We start from the raw sequence: 17,459 nt of genomic DNA on the forward strand, positions 1-17,459 counted from the left end.
GGACACTAGGGACCGGTGCAGTCGTCGCGGTACCCAGCCGCCTCAGTAGCGATTCGAGGGAGGCGGCCGTGACTGAGCCGGACGGACCGGCGGGCACGCGGCGTACGCGCTTGTTCCAGTTCCCCGGCGGAGTGCTGGAGCTCAAGTCTCACGGAGACGAATCGGACGGCTACTGCGGGTTCTATCTGGAGATTCGGGGACACATTGCACTCGACGGACACGAAGACAAAGGGGCCGTAATGCGGTGGAAGCCAACGTGTTTGGGGTATCTCCGAACTGATGTTTCTGGAATGTCTCAGCTGTGGGACCAGAGTCAAATCCGCACGCTTGCAACACGTCTCGGCTACGACTTCACAGACATGGTGATCTATGACCCGAAGTTCGGACGGCCACCGTTGGCCCGCCTGAGGGCGCAGGCAACCAGGTTGGATGCTGAAGCCGTCATAGTTCCCAGCCCCGAGCATTTCGAGGGCGGAGAGATACCGAGCACCCTGGTGCAGCAACTTGACGGGATCACAGTGACCCCTGAGGAGTTCTACGTCCGCAGGGCCATGCCGCCACTTCGTGACTTGCCGCCCGCCAAAGCTGACGGCGCGTAGATCACTCCGATCGCTCGGGTCGGGTGCTTCGCTAGGCCCGAAAGCCATTCTGTCGGGTGGGTGTGGGGAGGGGGCACGTAGGGTGGACGGCTGTGCTGGACGACACCGAACTCGAGGGATTCGACCGTGCCCGGCTGCGGCATCACGGGGACGTGGAGGCGCGGGCGGGGATGGTTGATTTCGCGGTGAACGTGCAGGGGAGTGCGCCGCCGGAGTGGGTGCGGGAACGGCTGGCGGGGCGGTTGGGGGAGTTGGGGCGGTATCCGGGGGAGGGGGACGAGCGGCGGGCTCGGGAGGCTGTTGCGCGCAGGCATGGGCGGGCGGTCGAAGAGGTGCTGTTGCTGGCCGGGGTTGCGGAGGGGTTCGCGATGTTGCCTCGGTTGGGGGCGGAGCTCGCGGCGGTGATCCATCCGTCGTTCACCGAGCCGGAGCTGGCGTTGCGGGAGGGCGGGGTGCCGGTGGCGCGGGTGGTGCTGGAACCGCCGTACACCCTCGACGGGGTCGTGGTGCCGGAGGACGCGGATCTGGTGGTGGTCGGCAATCCCACCAATCCGACTTCGGTGCTGCACAGTGCGGACAGTGTGCGGGCGCTGCGGCGGCCGGGGCGGATCCTGGTGGTGGACGAGGCGTTTGCCGATGCGGTGCCGGGCGAGGCGGAATCGCTTGCGGGGGAGAGTCATCCGGATGTGCTGGTGTTCCGGAGTCTCACCAAGACGTGGGCGCTGGCCGGGCTGCGGTGCGGCTATGTGCTCGGCGCGCCCGAGGTGCTGGCGCGATTGAAGCACGGGCGGGCGCACTGGCCGCTCGGGACTTTGCAGCTGGAAGCCATTGCGGCGGTGAGCGAACCGGCCGCGGTGGCCGAAGCGGGGCGCAAGGCGGAGGCGATCGCTGCCGATCGGGCCGCCATGATTCCCCGGCTGCGGGAGCTGGGGATCGAGGTGCACGAGCCTGCCGCCGGGCCGTTCCTGCTGATTCGGGTGCCGGATGCGGAATTGTTGCGAAAGAAGCTCGCGGACAAGGGAATCGCGGTGCGGCGCGGTGATACGTTCCCGGGACTGGACACCGGGTTCCTGCGGGTCGCGGTGCGCCCGGCGGCCGCGGTGGACCGGCTCGTTGCCGCGGTTCGCGAGGTCGGCCTGTGACTCGGTGCGGGAAAACGACTTTGACGATGACTCTCGGTGAGGAGGCTGGAAGGTGACGACGGTGCGGCTGGCGGATCTGATGGCGGCGCTGGATGCGGCGTACCCGCCCAAGCTCGCGGAATCGTGGGATTCGGTGGGGCTGGTGTGCGGTGACCCGGACGAGCCGGTGTCGCGGGTGCTGTTCGCGGTCGACGCCACGGCGGCCGTGGTGGCCGAGGCCGTCGAGTGGGGTGCGCAGGCGCTGGTCGTGCACCACCCGCTGCTGCTGCGCGGGGTGGACACGGTCGCGGCGAGCACGCCGAAAGGCGCGCTGGTGCACCGGCTCATCCGTTCCGGCTGCGCGCTGTTCACCGCCCACACCAATGCCGACTCCGCCGACCCCGGCGTCTCGGACGCGCTGGCGCAGGCCATCGGCCTGACCGTGACCGGCCCGCTCGACCCGAAACCCCTGACCGCACTGGACAAGTGGGTGGTGGCGGTCCCGATCACGCACAGCGGCGAGGTGCTCGACGCCCTGTTCGCCGCCGGTGCCGGAAGCAGCGCGCGCTACTCCGACGCCGCCTGGACGGTCTCGGGCACCGCCCAGTTCCGCCCCCTCGACGGCGCGAACCCGGCCCTCGGCGTACCCGGCGAGCTGCACGAGGTCGCCGAGGACCGCCTCGAGGTGGTCGCGCCCCCTTCCCGGCGCGCTGCCATCCTCGCCGCCCTGCGCGCCGCCCACCCCTACGAGGAACCCGCCTACCACGTGACCGAACGCGCGGTCCTGCCCTCCACCCTGGGCATCGGCCGTGTCGGTGAGCTGCCCGCCCCGGAAACCTTGCGCGACTTCACCGCTCGCGTGCGCACCGCTCTCCCCGCCACCACCTGGGGCGTGCGTGCCGCGGGCGATCCGGACCGCGTCATCCGCACCGTCGCCGTCTGCGGCGGCGCGGGAGATTCCTTCCTGTCCAAGGTCTCCCGCCTCGGCGTCGACGCCTACGTCACCGCCGATTTGCGCCACCACCCCGCCGACGAACACCTGCGCGCGGGAGGCCCCGCCCTGATCGACGCCGCCCACTGGGCCACCGAGTTCCCCGGGTGCGCCCAGGCCGAGGGCGTCGTGCGGGCCGCCGTGCCCGGCCTGGAGACCCGCGTCTCGACCATCCGCACCGACCCGTGGACGCTCGGCGGCGTGGACGGTTGCTAGGTGGCGGCCGCCACACCGTGCGCGGCCACCCCGCCCTCGACCGGATCAAATGTCCAGCTAGAAGCCGGGTTGGCAGATCGGGGCCGTCGGTGGCGGTAGGGTTAGTCTCTTGAATTCGTCCATAGTGTTCAGGAGACCTCCGCGTTGAATGCCGAACCATCGATCCAGGCCAAGCTGCTCGACCTCGCCGCCGTCGACGCCGAGCTGACGCGGATCGAGCATCGCCGCAAGGTGCTGCCCGAGGCGCAGGAGGTGGCGCGGCTGGAGGGCGAGCGCACCACCCGCAAGGACGCGGCGGTGAAGGTCGAGATCAAGATGGACGACCTGGACCGCGACATCCGCAAGCTGGAGGGCGAGATCGAGGCCGTCCGCAAGCGTGAGGAACGCGATCGTGGCATGCTGACCGCCGGCTCGGTCGGGGCCAAGCAGCTCTCCGAACTCCAGCATGAGCTGGGCAGCCTGGAACGCCGCCGCAAGGTGCTCGAGGACGACCTGCTCGAGGTGATGGAGCAGCGCGAGGCCGAATCGGCCGCCCACGACCACGCGGGCGCCAACCTGGACAAGGCCGAGGCCGACCTGATCGACGCCGAGCGCCGCCGCGACGAGGCCCTCGCCGATCTGGCCGTGGCCCAGCAGCGCTGCGAATCCGACCGCGCCGCCCTGTCCGGCGCCTTCCCCGCCGACCTGCTCGCCGCCTACGACAAGCAGCGCACCACCTACGGTGTCGGCGCGGCGCTGCTCCAGGCCCGCCGCTGCGGCGCCTGCCGCATCGAACTCGACCGCGGCGAGATCTCCCGCATCTCCCAGACCGCCCCGAACGTGGTCGTCCGCTGCCCCGAATGCAGCGCGATCCTGGTGCGCACCAAGCACTCCGGGCTGTAACCGCCCGCCGCGCGGCCACGCCCCACCCGGCCGAAGAAGCGCAGACCCGCGCCGCGCGCGCACACGGCCGCGAGCCGAGGTCGCCGAGCGGGTGACGAGATGGATGCGGCCGCGGTGGGTTGTCGTCGAGCGGGAGGACGGAGTCCGGTCACCCGGAGTTCCGGGCAGTCCAGGCTTCGGGTGGCTCGTGGCTTGCCCGGTTCGAGCCGTGCGAGCGGGCCGCCGGGACGGGTGTACTTCCGAACCGGCAGACTCTATCGGCGGCGGCACTCGAGGTTCGGCGCTCCGTGGTTTCGGTGCACCGGCGGGATGGAAGGTGAGCAGCGTTGGTGGACATGGTGATCGTCGAGGCTGATGGCGGGTCGCGGGGGAATCCGGGGCCGGCCGGGTACGGCGCGGTGGTGTGGGATGCCAACCATGTGCGGCCGCTGGCCGAGCGGCGTGAGTACCTCGGGGTCACCACCAACAATGTCGCCGAATATCGCGGGCTGATCGCGGGTTTGGAGGCCGCGGCCGAGCTGGGGGCGCGCGAGGTCGCGGTGCGGATGGACTCCAAACTGGTCGTGGAGCAGATGTCCGGCCGCTGGAAGGTCAAGCACGAGTCCATGATTCCGCTCGCGGATCGGGCTCGGCGGCTGGTGTCCGGGTTCGACAGCGTCAGCTTCACCGGGATTCCGCGCAAGGAGAACAAGCACGCGGACAAGCTCGCCAACGAGGCCATGGACGACGCCGACACCGTGGGCGAGGTGCGGACGGCGCTGGCCGCGGCGACGGTGCCCGCGGACGAGCCGACCGAACTGGCGGCGGCGGAGATCATCGGCGCGGCGGTGGAAAGCCCTGCGCGCGTTGGCGAAATCGGCGCGGCCGTCGCCGGTGGCGTGGTCGACGCCGGTGCGCAAGCCGCGAGCGCGACCCCGTCGCCGGGCTGGACCGGGGCGGTCGGACGGCCGACCCGGCTGTTGCTGCTGCGTCACGGGCAGACGGAACTGTCTGTGCAGCGGCGGTATTCGGGTCGCGGGAATCCGCCGCTGACCGAGCTCGGCCGCAGCCAAGCGGCCGGTGCCGCGGAAATGCTTGCGGCCAAGGGCGGTATCGAAGCCATCGTGTGCTCCCCGCTGGGCCGCGCGAAGGAGACCGCGGAGGCCGCGGGTCGTGCCCTCGGCCTGCCCGTGCGGGAGCTGCCCGGGCTGATCGAGACGGATTTCGGTGCGTGGGAAGGGATGACCTTCTTGGAGGCGCGCGACCACGATCCCGAACTGCACGCGCAATGGCTGGGCGACGCCTCGGTGCCCGCGCCCGGCGGCGAGAGCTTCGACCAGGTGCGCGAGCGGGTCGAGGGGGTGCGGCGGGATCTGGCGGCGCTGTATCCGGGCGCGAATGTGCTTGTGGTCAGCCATGTCACGCCGATCAAGACACTGCTGCAGCTCGCCCTCGGGGTGGGTCCGTCGCTGCTGTACCGGCTGCACCTGGACCTGGCGTCGCTGTCCATCGCGGAGTTCTACCCGGACGGCGGGTCATCGGTCCGCCTGGTCAACGACACCTCGTACCTGTAGCGGGCGCGGGGATTACGGCCGCAGGGTCGCCATCAGGAACTCGGTCTGGTCGTAGACCGCCTTCTCGAACCAGTCGTCGAAGTAGATGTCGAAGTGGCCGATCGGGTAGCGCTTGACCGTGGCGTGCTTGGTGCGCTCGGCCGCCTTCAGGGTCGGTCCCGGCGGGGCCACCGAGTCGTTGTCGCAGATCGCGTACAGGACAGGGGCTTTGATGTCCTTGACGTGCCGGGTGGGGTTCTCGAACAGCGTGGACAGTCCGATGCGGGCGGGCACCTTCGGGCGGTACTGGGTGCTCTCCTCGGCCAGGCGGCCGAATCCGGCGGGGACGTCGGCGGCGCTCATGAGGGCGGCGGAGTGCTTCTTACCGGCCAGACGGGCGGTGATCGGTCTGCGGATGATCGGGCCCAGCAAGCGGTCGGTGACCGCGATGGTGCCGGTCTTGAGCAGGCTGATCGGCCCCTTCGCCATGGCCGAGGACCAGCCGCTGGTGAACGGGCACTGCGCCACCACGGCCGCGATGTAGTGATCGTCGGGTGCGACGGCCAGCACGTGTCCGCCGCCGAACGAACTGCCCCACAGCGCGATTCGCGTCGCGTCGATGCCCCGGATGGTGCGCGCGAAAGCGATCGCCGAATGCCAGTCCTCGCGCTGCTCGGCGATATTGATCAGCTGCCGCGGCTCACCCCCGCTGGCCCCGAAATGCCGGTAATCGAAAGCCAATGCGGCGATTCCGGCCGACGCGAAGCGCCGGGCATACCGGTCCAATCCCATTTCCCGGTCCGCCCCCAGCCCGTGACCCATGACCACCAGCGGGCGCGGCTTGGGCGGTCCATCCGGCAGATACAGCCATGCTGCGCACTGTTCGCCACCCGAAGGGAACCCCACCTCGACACGCTCCATGGGGCCTTACCGTACCCTGGTGGCCGCGGACGAGTCGGTCGGGCGGCCGCGGCGAAGGGAACGGGCACGGCTGTGCCGCCGCCTTTCGCCGAGGAAAGTCCGGACTCCGGAGAGCAGGGCGGTTGTTAACGGCAACCCGGGGCAACCCGCGGGACAGTGCCACAGAGAACAGACCGCCGGTGGGCCGCACTTCGCGAGAAGTGCACCGCCGGTAAGGGTGAAACGGTGCGGTAAGAGCGCACCAGCGCGCCGGGTGACCGGTGCGGCTAGGTAAACCCCGCCCGGAGCAAGGTCGAAGGCCGGACTCGTGAGAGTGCGGCTGCGCAGGTGTTCGAGGGCTGCTCGCCCGAGCCTGCGGGTGGACCGCTCGAGGCACCCGGCAACGGTGTGTCCAGATGGATGGTCGCCACCCGGTGCACGCACCGGGTACAGGATCCGGCTTACAGACCGACTCGTCCGCCCAGAAACTCTCGAGAGTTACCCAACTCTCGAAACTCTCAGGGGCAAGCCCCTGAAACCCCGATCGGTGGGGTGCCGACTCACAGGGGCAAGCATCCGAAACCCATTGGTAGGTCGGACTCCTGTAGCTCTCGGGGAAACCCCACGATTCGCGGCCCGGCTCGATTCTGGACTGACGGAGCGGGGGAGCGAAGCGGAGGAGCGGAGGAGGGAAGAATCGAGCTTGCAGGGCCGCGAACCCGCCCGGAGCGAAGCGGAGGGCAAATCAAGCACAGCCGATCTTCGGGTGCCATGATGGAGGCACACCATCGGATTTCCGGTGGCGCGGAAATAGTTTCGCGGAGCGAACAATGGATGTTCTGTATCTGTTGATTGGGTGGCTGGCCGCCCTTGCCGTTATTGCCGGGATCGCGCTGGGGGCCGGGGTGCGGGTCGTGACCCAGTACAAGCGGGGTGTGGTGCTGCGGCTGGGGCGGGTGCGGGCGGTGCGCGATCCGGGAATGCGGCTGCTGATTCCCGGGGTGGACAAGATGAGCAAGGTCTCCATGCGGGTGGTGACCATGCCGGTGCCCGCGCAGGAGGGGATCACGCGGGACAATGTGACGGTCCGGGTGGACGCGGTCGTGTACTTCCGGGTGGTCGATCCGGTACGGGCGTTGATCGAGGTGCAGGACTATCTGTTCGCCGTCGCGCAGGTGGCGCAGACGTCGCTGCGGTCCATCATCGGCAAGAGCGAGCTGGACGATCTGCTGTCCAATCGCGAGCAGCTCAACAAGGGGCTGGAGTTGATGATCGACAGCCCGGCGCTGAACTGGGGCGTGCACATCGATCGCGTCGAGATCAAGGACGTGGCGCTGCCGGATGCGTTGAAGCGCTCCATGTCTCGCCAGGCCGAGGCCGAACGCGAGCGGCGGGCGCGCGTCATCTCCGCCGAGGGGGAGTTGCAGGCGTCGGAGAAGCTTGCGCAGGCCGCGGCGAATATGGCCAAGGCGCCCGCGGCCCTGCAACTGCGCTTCCTCGAAACGGTGGTTCAGGTTGCGGCGGAGAAGAATTCGACCCTGGTGTTGCCGTTTCCCGTGGAGCTACTCCGATTTCTGGAACGCAGCACGCCCGGGCACGTAGCGGTCGCGCAGGAACAAGAGCGGGAGCAGGAGCAGGAGGCCCCGGCACAACCGGCTCTCGCTCCCGGGCAACCGGCTCCCGCTGCTGAGCAACCGGTCCAGGCGCTCGCGCAACCGGCCGTGGTTCCCGCCGTCTCCGAGCTGATGGCAATGCTCACGCGCCCCGGCATCCAGGAGGCGCTGGCGGCGCTGGAACAGCCGGGCGCACAAGGGAAGACGAACGCGGCCGGTGCTCCGGGCGTGGGCAAGGAGTCGGCGTAGCGCGGGCACCGGGTCCGGGCGCGTCCGGCGGATGAATGATGAGGATGTAAGTCATGGCGGGTCTGATTCAACCGGCGGCCGTTGTGGTGCTGTTCGGGATCGCGTACGGATTCAAGTTCTTCAGCGCGAAGTTCCCGAACGGGCTGCGCGGCTAGACCGCGAGACCTAGGACGGGAGGGCGGCGTGATCGACGCCGCTCTCCCGTTCGCGTGCGCAGACCTTCCGGTTGGATGAGAATTGCGGTGCGCGACTACACCAACCTGGCAAGGCCCGGGGTCAATACGCCGGGATGACGCGGCGGCATATCGGCGCGGCTCGGCGTGTCGAGCGGGTTATCTGCTCTTGACTGGCACCGAACGTGATCGACGTCATAAAGTGTTGCGCGTTGGAAAGTTCCGTTGCGGTCCGCAACGGGCGAAGGGCTCAACAAACGTCGGAAAGCAGGTCTCGTCTAAATGCGAATTGCTCGCAAACTGGCAGTGGGTGCGCTTCTCACCGCTGCCGCTTCCGTTTCGGTTGTGCTGGGTTCCGGGTCCGCCTCCGCGGTCGCGGTGACCCCGCTGCCGGGTGGGGTGCAGGTCGATCTCACCCCGGCGGACACGCTGTGGGTCGCTCAGAACCACTTCGGGCAGGTCATCGCGGGCCTGCCGCACCCCTCGGCCGCTTCCTTCGGTGAAGCGCTGGATTCCGCGGCGGCGTTGTCGTCGCAGTACCCGGACGGCCGCGTGGTGTTCACCGTGTACGGTCCGTTCAACGAGCTGAACGGCACCATGCTGGCCCTCCAGTAGGGCTAGCCTTTCGCAGTGGAACTGCACCAGAGGATCGTCTCGGCGCCGGTGGACTTCGGCGCCGTTCGAACCGAATTCGGATTGGCCTCGGAGTATCCGTCCGAGGCCGTCTCGGAGGCCCGCGACGCGGCCGACGCGTTCGCGGGTGCCCGAGCCGATCGGCGGGAGATTCCGCTGGTCACCATTGATCCCCCGGGTGCCATGGATCTGGACCAGGCGCTGTGCCTGGAACGCACCGGAAGCGGATTCCTCCTCTATTACGCGATCGCCGACGTGGCCGCCCTGGTCGCCCCCGACGGGCCGCTGGCGCGCGAATCCCTGGCCCGCGGCCAGACCTTCTACTTCCCCGACGGCATCGTCCCGCTGCACCCGTCCGTGCTGTCCGAGAACCGTGCCAGCCTGCTGCCCGACGCGGACCGCCCGGCGGCGCTGTGGACCATCGAATGCGACGCCCACGCCGAGCCGCTGCGCTATTCGGTGACCCGCGCGCTGATCCGTTCCCGCGCCCGCCTCGACTACGCGGGCGTGCAGGCTGACGCCGACGCGGGCCGCCTGCATCCCTCGATCGCCGCGCTGCCCGAATTCGGCCGACTGCGCATCGAGGCCGGAATTCGCCGCGGCGCGATCACCCTGCGCCTGCCTTCCCAGACCGTTATCCGCGACGGCGAGCAAACCGGAATCGACCATTGGCAATTGGCCGTGGAACCGCGTACCGCCGCCGACGATTGGAACGAACAGATCTCCCTGCTGACCGGCATGTGCGCGGCCGCAATCATGCTCGATGGCAATAACTCGCACGGCTCCGGCAACCCCGGGCACGTGGGTTTGCTGCGCACCATGCCACCGCCCGCCGCGGCCGCCATCGAGTCCATGCGCCGCACCGCCGCCGCGGTCGGCGTGGCCTGGCCGGCCGGCGAATCCACGGGCAGCATGCTGGCCGCCCTGGACTGCAACACCCCCGCCGCCCTGGTTCTCATGTCCGAGGCCACCGGCCTGCTGCGCGGGGCGTCCTACACCATCCTCGACGGCCAGGCCCCGGACACCTTGCAGCACAGCGCGATCGGCGCCCCCTACGCCCACGTGACCGCACCCCTGCGCCGCCTGGCCGACCGCTTCGCCACCGAGATCTGCCTGGCCCACTGCGCGAAAACCGAAGTCCCCCAATGGGTCCGCGACGCCCTCCCCCCGGTGGTCGACACCATGCGCCGCACCGACGCCCTGGCGGGCAAGGTCGAACGCGCCTGCGTCGACCTCACCGAAGCCACCATCCTGTCCCCACGCGTCGGCACCGACTTCGAGGCCGTGGTGCTGCGCGAATCCAACGGCACCCGCCCCGCCGAAATCTTCATCGCCGACCCACCCGTGCTCTCCAAATGCGCCGGATCCCCACCCGAAGGCCGCCACGTCCGAGTCCGCCTCGACGCCGCCGACCCCATCACCCGCACGGTCACCTTCAGCTTCGCGCCGCCGCCGAACCCTGAAACCTAGGAGTGCCCAGGGCAATTCAGTGGTTCGCCGGACTCAGACGGGGGTTTCGGGGCGGCGGGCTCGGCGGGTGGCTACCGAGGTGAAGGTTTCTCGGTCGGCCAGGAAGCCCTCCAGGGCGAAGGTGGCGGCGCCGAGGCTGGAGGGGTTGTGGGGGAGGGCGTCGAGTTCGAGGGTCACGGCTGTTAAGGGGTCGGTCATGGCGTGGTGGGCGGTGGAGCGGCGGGTGGCGTCGAGGAGGGGGGTGCCCAGTTGGCGGGCGACCAGGTCGCCGAAGACTATGCGGCGGGGGTTGAAGAGGTTGACCAGGTTGGCTATGGCTACGCCGAGGTAGTGGCCGGTCTTTTCGATTGTGGCGTGGGCGGTTTCGTCGCCCTGGGCGGCGGCGGTTGCGATCGCGGCGATGGTGGTGGCGTCGTCGGGGCGAGAAGGGGGCTGGCGGGGTCGAACTCGCGGAGGGTGGCGGTGATGCCGGGAGCGCTCACGTATGCCTCGACGCAGCCGTTGCGGCCGCACGTGCATTCCCGGCCGTCGAGGACGAGGTTGGTGTGGCCCCATTCGCCTGCGCTGTTGGTGACGCCGCGGTACAGCATGCCGTCGATGACCACGCCGATGCCGACGCCGGCGCGGAGGGTGACCACGATGAGGTCGTCCACGTCGCGGCCCGCGCCGAACCAGAGTTGGGCGGCCGTACTGGCTTTCGGTGGATTGTCGAGGTAGAGGGGATAGGGCAGACGCTGTTCGAGGAGCGTCTTGAGCGGGACGTCGTGCCAGTGCCAGTACGGTGAGAACACCGATTTGCCGGTCTCGGGTTCGACCAGGCCGGGGACGCTCAGGCCGATGCCGAGCACCTTTCCGGCATCGCCCGCGACCACCTCGTCGATGCCCGCCACGATGAGCTCGACAATGTCGTCCGGCGCGGTCGCGGTGGGATCGACGGGGATCTCGGTGGAGCGCGGGACCGACATGGCGAGGTCGAAAACGTCCACGTGAATACTGGTTTCGGCGATATCGACGCCGATCAGCCTGCCGCGGTCGGGATTGACGGCGAGCCGGGCGCGCGGCCGCCCGATTCCCGCCGCCTCGTAGCCGAGTTCGGCGAGCACTCCCACCTCGAGGAGTTCGGCGATCATATTGCCGACCGTCGCGAAGGAGAGCCCGGTGGCCTGGGCGATCTCCTGGCGACTGGTGTGCCCGGCCGCCGCGTACACCGCCTGCAGCACGCAGAACCTGTTGCGGCGCCTGATATCCCGCGCGGTCAACCGGGCCGCAGGTGGCGCAGCTGGCCAAGTCCGGCGGCGTCGCGCTGCTCACCTCCGACGATCAGGTCTGCACCAATGGCCCGTCGCCGTCCTCGTGCGGCAAGGACAATATGGTGCCGCGCGTCGGATTCAGCGGCACGCAAATGGGAACCGAGGTCGGCACCCGCGCCGGTGAGGACTTCAAGAAGCTGGGCTGGAAGGCCGAGGACACCGCCATCGTCGACGCCTGGAAACAGGACGTGACCGTCTGCACCGACCGCGTGAAGGCGAATCAGAAGGCGTTCAAGGAGACTTCGGGCGCGGACGTGAAGGTGATCGAGGTCGGCACCGACAACACCCCCTCGGACGCGCAGAACAAGATCTCCGCGACGGTGGCGGGCAACCGATCGGTGAAGAACTGGATCGTCATGGGCTGCAATGACGAGAACGTCAGCGGCGGTGTCGCGGCCATCCAGAACGCCGGCTACGCCGCCGACAATGTGCTCGGCGTCGGCCTCGGCGCCTACCTGGCCTGCAAGGAATGGCGCGGCGGCAAGCCCACCGGTTTCAAGGCGGCCCTGTTCATCAATGGCAAGGACGTCGGCGCGCTGGCCGTGCAGACCATGTACGACTTCCTGAAGAACGGAAAGTCCATGCCCGCCGAGGCTTTCGCCCCGACCAAGATGGTGGACGCGAGCAACTGGCAGCAGGCGGGCGTCTCGTGCAGCTGACGGGACTGCGGGTGTCCGGTCTCACCAAGGGTTTCGCCGGTGTCCCGGCGCTGCGCGAGGTGAGCCTGGATTTTCCGGCCGGCATGGTGACCGCGCTGATGGGGGAGAACGGCGCGGGCAAATCCACGCTCATCAAGATCCTCGGCGGTGACCATCGTCCCGACGGCGGCACCCTCGAACTCGACGGTGCGGCACTGGAATTGGCGAGTCCGGCGGCGGCGCGCGCGGCGGGCATCCGGGTGATCGGGCAGGAGCCCGAGATCGTGCCGCACGTGTCGGTCGCCGAGAACGTCTACCTGGGCGCGTTACCGCGCCGTGCGGGCCGCCTGCTGGATCGGGCGGCGCTGCGGGCCCGTGTGCGCGCCGATCTGGATCGGCTCGGCTTCGGCCGGGACCTGGATCCGGACACCCTCGGCTCGAAACTGACCGCGGCCCAACGCCAGCTGGTGGAGATCATGCGGGCGCTGACCACCGAGGCGAAGGTGATCGCCTTCGACGAACCCACCTCCTCGCTCTCGGATCACGAGACCGAATCGCTGTTCGCGCTGATCGGCCGCCTGCGCGACCGCGGCCTGGCCGTCATCTACGTCTCGCACCGCATGCGTGAGATCTTCCAGCTGGCCGATCGGGTGGCGGTGCTGCGCGACGGCGCGCTGGTCGGGGTGCGCGACACCGCCGACACCGACGATCAGGAGATCGTGCGGATGATGGTCGGCCGCGATCTGTCGACGGTGTTCGCGCGCAAGCATTCCGAGCTCGGGCCGGTCCTGCTGGAGGTGGATCACGTCACCACCGACGACGTGACCGATGTGAGCCTGAAGGTGCGCGCCGGTGAAGTGGTGGCGCCGGCCGGGCTGGTCGGCGCGGGCCGCTCCGAACTGGCCGGCGCGCTCGCGGGTGACCTGCCGATCCGCTCCGGCGAGGTGCGGATCGACGGCAAGCGGGTGCGGCTGCGCCAACCGCGCGACGTGGTCCGGGCCGGAATGGGTTACGCGCCCGAGGAACGCAAGGCGCAGGCGCTGCTGCTGCACCGCGGGGTGCGCGACAATATCTCGCTCGCCATGCTGGATCGATTGCGGCGCTGGCGATTCGTGCGCCGCGGTGCGGAACGGCAGCTGGCGCAGGAGTATGTCGAGTCGCTGCGGGTGCGGACGCCGTCCATCGAGCAGGAGGTGCGCAAGGGCACCGTCGGCGGCACCCTGCTCGCGGTCATCCTGCTCGGCGCGCTCGACAACGGCCTGAACGTGGTGGGCGTCAACACCTTCTGGCAGAACGTCGCCCAGGGCTCCCCGCTGGTCGCCGCCGTCGCACTCCACGATGATCATTCGCGACAACCAAGCGGTGTTCGTCGAGGACCTGAGCGTGAAGGGTCTGGCCCGCACGAGATTGGCGAAGTCGGTACACGATGCCGGGTGGGCGATGTTCACCCGAATGGTGGCGGAAAAGGCCGCTCGACACAACCGGTATTTCGGGACAGTGGATCGGTTCTTCCCCTCGAGCCAGCTGTGCTCGCGGTGCGGCATCCGCGTCCACTGATCCGAGGGCGGTTCAGCCCAGGGGATGGTGGCGGAGGAACTCGACCGCGTCGGGGTACTGCTCGAGTGCCTTGGCGGCCGCGGCTTCCTCGGCGTCGCACAGGCGCTGATAGCCGGATTCGGCCGCGTCGGCGGCGTAGGTGCGCAGCGTCTGCATGGCCTCGACGGCATCGCGGTGATCGCCGAGCACCCCTTGCAGGTGCTTGGCCTTCTTGCCCAGCTCCGCGGCGGGTCCGCCCAGCACGGCGGTGGCGGCCTCGGCCGAATAGCGCAGGCGTTTGGCGGCTTTGCGGATGTCGTGCAGGTGCTCGACGCGTTCGGCCTCGGCGAGGCTGGGCTCCATGCGGACCAGGCGGCGCAGGTCGCCGAAATCGTGGCGCAGCACCTCGGTGAAGACGAGCTCGGCCGGTTCGGCGGCCTGGGTGGTGCGCAGCGGCGGGTTGGCGATCAGGCCGTGCAGCCGGTCGACGAGGGTGCGGTAGCGGCGGCTGTCGAAGGCGTCGACCACCGCGCTGTGCGCCCCGGCGTAGAACCGGCGCTCGTCGGCCACCAGCCGGTGTCCGAAATCCTTTCGCGGAGCGGACTTCTCACCCAGGGGTACGGTCTGCTCGTCGAACGGCACCCCGGTGTCGCCGAGCAGGACCGCGAACCGCTCGGCCCGTACCTCGGCGTCCCGGGCCACCCCGAGCAGTCCTGCCAGCCAGCGCAATTCGTCGTTCACCTCGCCGATCGGCTTGCGCCGCAGCACCCGGCGATAGGACTTGAGCACGCTGCGCAGCCGCCGGGTGGCCACCCGCATCTTGTGCACCGAATCCGGAAGATCCTGGCGCACATCGGGTTCGGACGTGCACAGCCGGTCCACATCGGCGGCTACTGCGTCGATCAAGGCGGAACCGGCTGTGGTGCTCATCTACGTCCTGTACTTGTCGGTGGCTTCCACCAGGTGGTGGGTGATGCCGGGTTCGAGAGCGGCGTGACCGGCGTCGGGCACCAGGTGCAATTCCGAACCGGGCCAGGCCCGATGCAGATCCCAGGCGCTGGTGGCCGGGCACACCACGTCGTAGCGGCCCTGCACGATCACGCCGGGAATGTGGGCGATGCGGTCGATGTCGCGCAGCAGCTGTCCCTCGTCGAGGAAGCCGCGGTTGACGAAATAGTGGTTCTCGATGCGCGCGAAGGCCAGCGCGAAGCGCGGATCGGCGGTTTCGGCGACCCGATCGGGATGGGGCAGCAGGGAACTCGTGGAACCCTCCCAGGTGGACCACGCGACGGCCGCGTCGGTGGCGAGGGCGGCATCGGGGGAGTGCAGCAGACGGTGGTAGACCTCGACCAGGTCCTGTCCGCGCTCGGCCTCGGGCACCGGCGCCAGGAACTTCTCCCACTCATCGGGGTACACGTACCCCGCGGAGCCATTGTAGTACCAATCGATTTCCTTGCGCCGCAACAGGAATATCCCGCGCAGCACCAGTTCGGTGACCCGGTCGGGATGGGCCTGCGCATAGCTCAATGCCAGCGTCGAACCCCACGAGCCGCCGAACACCAGCCAGCGGTCGACACCCAAATGCGTTCGCAGCCTTTCAATATCGGCTACCAGATGCCAGGTGGTGTTGTGTTCCAGGCTCGCGCCGTCGGCGATGTGCGGGGTGGACCTGCCGCAACCGCGCTGATCGAACACCACGATGCGGTAGGCCTCGGGGTCGAAGAACTGCCGGTGATACGGCGAGGTGCCGCCGCCGGGTCCGCCGTGCAGGAAGACCGCGGGCTTGCCGTCCGGGTTGCCGCTCACCTCGTAGTAGAGCGACTGGCCGTCACCGACGTCCAGCATGCCCTTCTCATAGGGCTCGATCGGTGGGTACAGGGTGCGCATCAGCCGGCCACCAGCCCCGCGGACAGGTTCGGGATCTCGACGGCGGAGAGGATCTGATCACGCACGTCCGGACAGGCCTTGGTGGTGACCCGATCGGCCACGCCGCGCTCGTTCGGCAGGAACAGATTGTTCTGCGCCGCCCACTGGATGACGGTCGCGTTCAGCGAGAACTTGTCCATGGTCGGGGTCTGCACCCGCCAGTCCGAGAGCTGCGGACGCAGCAGGTCGCACAGCTGCTTGGCCTGATCGTCGGTGACATTGAGCCCCGCGCCGGTAGCCGGGGTGGTCGGTGCGCCCGTGGTGCTCGGCCCCGCCGAGGTGGACGTGAGCGGTGAGCCCGAGCCCTTCGGCTGCGTCGATCCGGTCGAGGAGTTGTCCCCGCACGCCGCGGTCAACGCGACGGCGGCCACCCCGGCGAGCACCAGCGGCGCCCGCCGAACCCAGCGACTCATTCCACGATCCATGAACTTCCCTTTGGTCGATCCAGCTCGTTGGACTCCGAGTCTGCCACCAAAACGAGTTGGCGGACCGAGAAGACTTGCGGTCGATGAGACTCGATAGCTGATGGCTATCGGCCGGGCCCGGGTGCCCTCCGTCATTTCCGCGAGTGGGGCCCGGCCGGGATGACGAGAGACGCCCCCGCGGTGATCCGCGGGGGCGTCCGGCTTCATGAGGCGAGCTCGCTCAGTAGCTGTGCTCCGGGCCGGGGAACACGCCGCGGCGCACCTCGTCGGCGTAAGTGGCCGCGGCCGTACGCAATTGGCCGCCCACATCCGCGAACTGCTTGACGAACTTGGCGGTCTTGCCGCCGGTGTAGCCCACCATGTCCTGCCAGACCAGCACCTGCGCATCGCATTCCGCCCCGGCCCCGATGCCGATGGTCGGAATGGTCAGCTTCCGGGTGACCTGCCCCGCCAACTCGGCCGGCACCATCTCCATCACCACGGAGAACGCCCCCGCCTCCTGCACCGCGATGGCATCCGCGATGAGCTGCTCGGCCCCGTCCCCGCGCCCCTGCACCCGGAACCCGCCGAGGGTATTGACACTCTGCGGCGTGAACCCGATATGCGCCATCACCGGAATCCCGGCCGCGGTCAGCTTGTGAATGGTGTCGGCGACCCGCTCACCACCCTCCAACTTCACCGCGTGCGCCCCCGCCTCCTTCATGAACCGCACCGCCGTAGCAAGCGCCTGCTCCGGCGAGGACTCGTAACTCCCGAACGGCAGATCCGCCACCACCAGCGCATGCGGCGCACCCTTGACCACCCCGCGCACCAGCGGAATCAACTCATCGACATTGATCGAAACGGTGGTGTCATACCCGTACACCACATTCGCCGCCGAATCCCCCACCAACAGCACCGGAATCCCGGCGTCCTCGAAAATCCGAGCAGTCGAGTAGTCATACGCGGTGAGCATCGACCACCGCTCCCCATCCTGCTTCATCTGCTGCAAATGCTGCACTCGCATCTTCCGCTTAGCGGGAGTCTTCGGTGCCACAGCCGCCCCATACACGGGCGTTTCCGCATCGGATACGGACATCATCGTCCCTTTCGTCGTTTCCTCGAGGCCCATACCGGGTCCCCGGGTTGTTCTGACGCCCTCAGTCTGCCATTCCCCCCGCTCACCCCGCAGATGCAATACCTCACACCCCGGTCACCCGGCATGAGTGACAGTCCAGCTCCCCGAGGAAGCCGTCCGAGGTTGTC

17 protein-coding genes, 1 other RNA gene and 1 pseudogene are annotated in these 17,459 nt (G+C 68.9%); 12 read left to right on the forward strand and 7 right to left on the reverse strand.

Translation table 11 applies throughout. From position 1 onward, the window contains the following. From NS2_RS36030 to NS2_RS14710, 5 genes are all read left to right on the forward strand, one after another. On the forward strand, positions 1–599 hold a 599-nt coding region (locus NS2_RS36030; protein ID WP_222594869.1), incomplete at its 5' end, for a hypothetical protein. A gap of 92 nt (positions 600–691) precedes the next feature. Next, a complete protein-coding gene (cobC, locus tag NS2_RS14695) occupies positions 692–1,741 on the forward strand; it encodes an Rv2231c family histidinol phosphate aminotransferase CobC (protein WP_045437666.1) in 1,050 nt (349 codons plus the stop codon). A gap of 52 nt (positions 1,742–1,793) precedes the next feature. Continuing rightward, positions 1,794–2,927 carry a Nif3-like dinuclear metal center hexameric protein gene (locus NS2_RS14700; protein ID WP_033088030.1) on the forward strand — a complete coding sequence of 378 codons (1,134 nt, stop codon included), beginning with the start codon at positions 1,794–1,796 and terminating at the stop codon, positions 2,925–2,927. 144 nt (positions 2,928–3,071) lie between these two features. After that, positions 3,072–3,809 carry a zinc ribbon domain-containing protein gene (locus tag NS2_RS14705; protein ID WP_036552181.1) on the forward strand — a complete coding sequence of 246 codons (738 nt, stop codon included), beginning with the start codon at positions 3,072–3,074 and terminating at the stop codon, positions 3,807–3,809. A gap of 335 nt (positions 3,810–4,144) precedes the next feature. Continuing rightward, positions 4,145–5,362 carry a bifunctional RNase H/acid phosphatase gene (locus NS2_RS14710; protein WP_033088059.1) on the forward strand — a complete coding sequence of 406 codons (1,218 nt, stop codon included), beginning with the start codon at positions 4,145–4,147 and terminating at the stop codon, positions 5,360–5,362. Positions 5,363–5,374: 12 nt separating this feature from the next. Here NS2_RS14710 and NS2_RS14715 read toward each other — a convergent pair whose 3' ends face one another. Next, positions 5,375–6,262, reverse strand: coding sequence for an alpha/beta hydrolase (locus NS2_RS14715; RefSeq protein WP_033088032.1), 888 nt, complete (start codon positions 6,260–6,262; stop codon positions 5,375–5,377). Positions 6,263–6,292: 30 nt separating this feature from the next. On the opposite strand from NS2_RS14715, the gene rnpB reads away from it, so the two are divergent. The 4 genes from rnpB to NS2_RS14735 all read left to right on the forward strand — a co-directional run bounded on the left by rnpB (position 6,293) and on the right by NS2_RS14735 (position 10,379). Beyond that, positions 6,293–6,721, forward strand: an RNA gene (gene rnpB / locus NS2_RS14720) — RNase P RNA component class A. 350 nt (positions 6,722–7,071) lie between these two features. Then, positions 7,072–8,103 carry an SPFH domain-containing protein gene (locus tag NS2_RS14725; protein ID WP_081985927.1) on the forward strand — a complete coding sequence of 344 codons (1,032 nt, stop codon included), beginning with the start codon at positions 7,072–7,074 and terminating at the stop codon, positions 8,101–8,103. A 518-nt stretch (positions 8,104–8,621) separates the two neighbouring features. Then, entirely contained in the window at positions 8,622–8,891 is a 270-nt protein-coding gene (locus NS2_RS14730; protein WP_228102700.1) for a hypothetical protein, read from the forward strand. A 15-nt stretch (positions 8,892–8,906) separates the two neighbouring features. Further along, positions 8,907–10,379 carry an RNB domain-containing ribonuclease gene (locus NS2_RS14735; protein ID WP_033088034.1) on the forward strand — a complete coding sequence of 491 codons (1,473 nt, stop codon included), beginning with the start codon at positions 8,907–8,909 and terminating at the stop codon, positions 10,377–10,379. A gap of 33 nt (positions 10,380–10,412) precedes the next feature. Here the strand turns inward: NS2_RS14735 and NS2_RS37475 are convergent, their stop codons facing one another. Both NS2_RS37475 and NS2_RS14740 read right to left on the reverse strand, forming a co-directional pair. After that, positions 10,413–10,781: an ROK family protein gene (locus NS2_RS37475; protein WP_259466221.1), complete on the reverse strand. Its 369-nt coding sequence runs from the start codon at positions 10,779–10,781 to the stop codon at positions 10,413–10,415. Next, a complete protein-coding gene (locus NS2_RS14740) occupies positions 10,697–11,599 on the reverse strand; it encodes an ROK family protein (RefSeq protein ID WP_197707903.1) in 903 nt (300 codons plus the stop codon). Before NS2_RS14740 ends, NS2_RS37475 begins: the two co-directional genes overlap by 85 nt. Positions 11,600–11,649: 50 nt before the next feature. Here NS2_RS14740 and NS2_RS14745 point away from each other — a divergent pair, with 50 nt between their 5' ends. The 3 genes and pseudogenes from NS2_RS14745 (at position 11,650) to NS2_RS38725 (ending at position 13,884) form a co-directional block, all read left to right on the forward strand. Continuing rightward, positions 11,650–12,348, forward strand: a complete 699-nt coding sequence (locus tag NS2_RS14745; RefSeq protein WP_155239316.1) for a substrate-binding domain-containing protein — start codon at positions 11,650–11,652, stop codon at positions 12,346–12,348. A 98-nt stretch (positions 12,349–12,446) separates the two neighbouring features. After that, positions 12,447–13,394, forward strand: a pseudogene (locus tag NS2_RS14750) (ATP-binding cassette domain-containing protein); the annotation flags it as partial. A gap of 385 nt (positions 13,395–13,779) precedes the next feature. Next, positions 13,780–13,884: a zinc ribbon domain-containing protein gene (locus NS2_RS38725; protein WP_418303788.1), complete on the forward strand. Its 105-nt coding sequence runs from the start codon at positions 13,780–13,782 to the stop codon at positions 13,882–13,884. Between the two features lie 12 nt (positions 13,885–13,896). Here NS2_RS38725 and NS2_RS14760 read toward each other — a convergent pair whose 3' ends face one another. From NS2_RS14760 to panB, 4 genes are all read right to left on the reverse strand, one after another. Beyond that, positions 13,897–14,793, reverse strand: a complete 897-nt coding sequence (locus tag NS2_RS14760) for a CHAD domain-containing protein (RefSeq protein ID WP_033088037.1) — start codon at positions 14,791–14,793, stop codon at positions 13,897–13,899. Next, the gene (pip, locus tag NS2_RS14765; protein ID WP_033088038.1) at positions 14,794–15,750 is read right to left on the reverse strand and encodes a prolyl aminopeptidase; all 957 of its coding nucleotides are present in this window, start codon (positions 15,748–15,750) and stop codon (positions 14,794–14,796) included. Further along, a complete protein-coding gene (locus NS2_RS14770) occupies positions 15,750–16,202 on the reverse strand; it encodes a hypothetical protein (RefSeq protein WP_052086454.1) in 453 nt (150 codons plus the stop codon). The genes pip and NS2_RS14770 overlap by 1 nt, the downstream gene beginning before the upstream one ends. A gap of 232 nt (positions 16,203–16,434) precedes the next feature. Next, complete coding sequence (gene panB, locus NS2_RS14775) at positions 16,435–17,292, reverse strand: 3-methyl-2-oxobutanoate hydroxymethyltransferase (RefSeq protein ID WP_033088062.1); 858 nt, start codon at positions 17,290–17,292, stop codon at positions 16,435–16,437. Positions 17,293–17,459 lie beyond the last annotated feature (167 nt).

Origin of the sequence: Nocardia seriolae NBRC 15557 (assembly GCF_007990715.1) — a bacterium.
Taxonomy (GTDB): domain Bacteria; phylum Actinomycetota; class Actinomycetes; order Mycobacteriales; family Mycobacteriaceae; genus Nocardia; species Nocardia seriolae.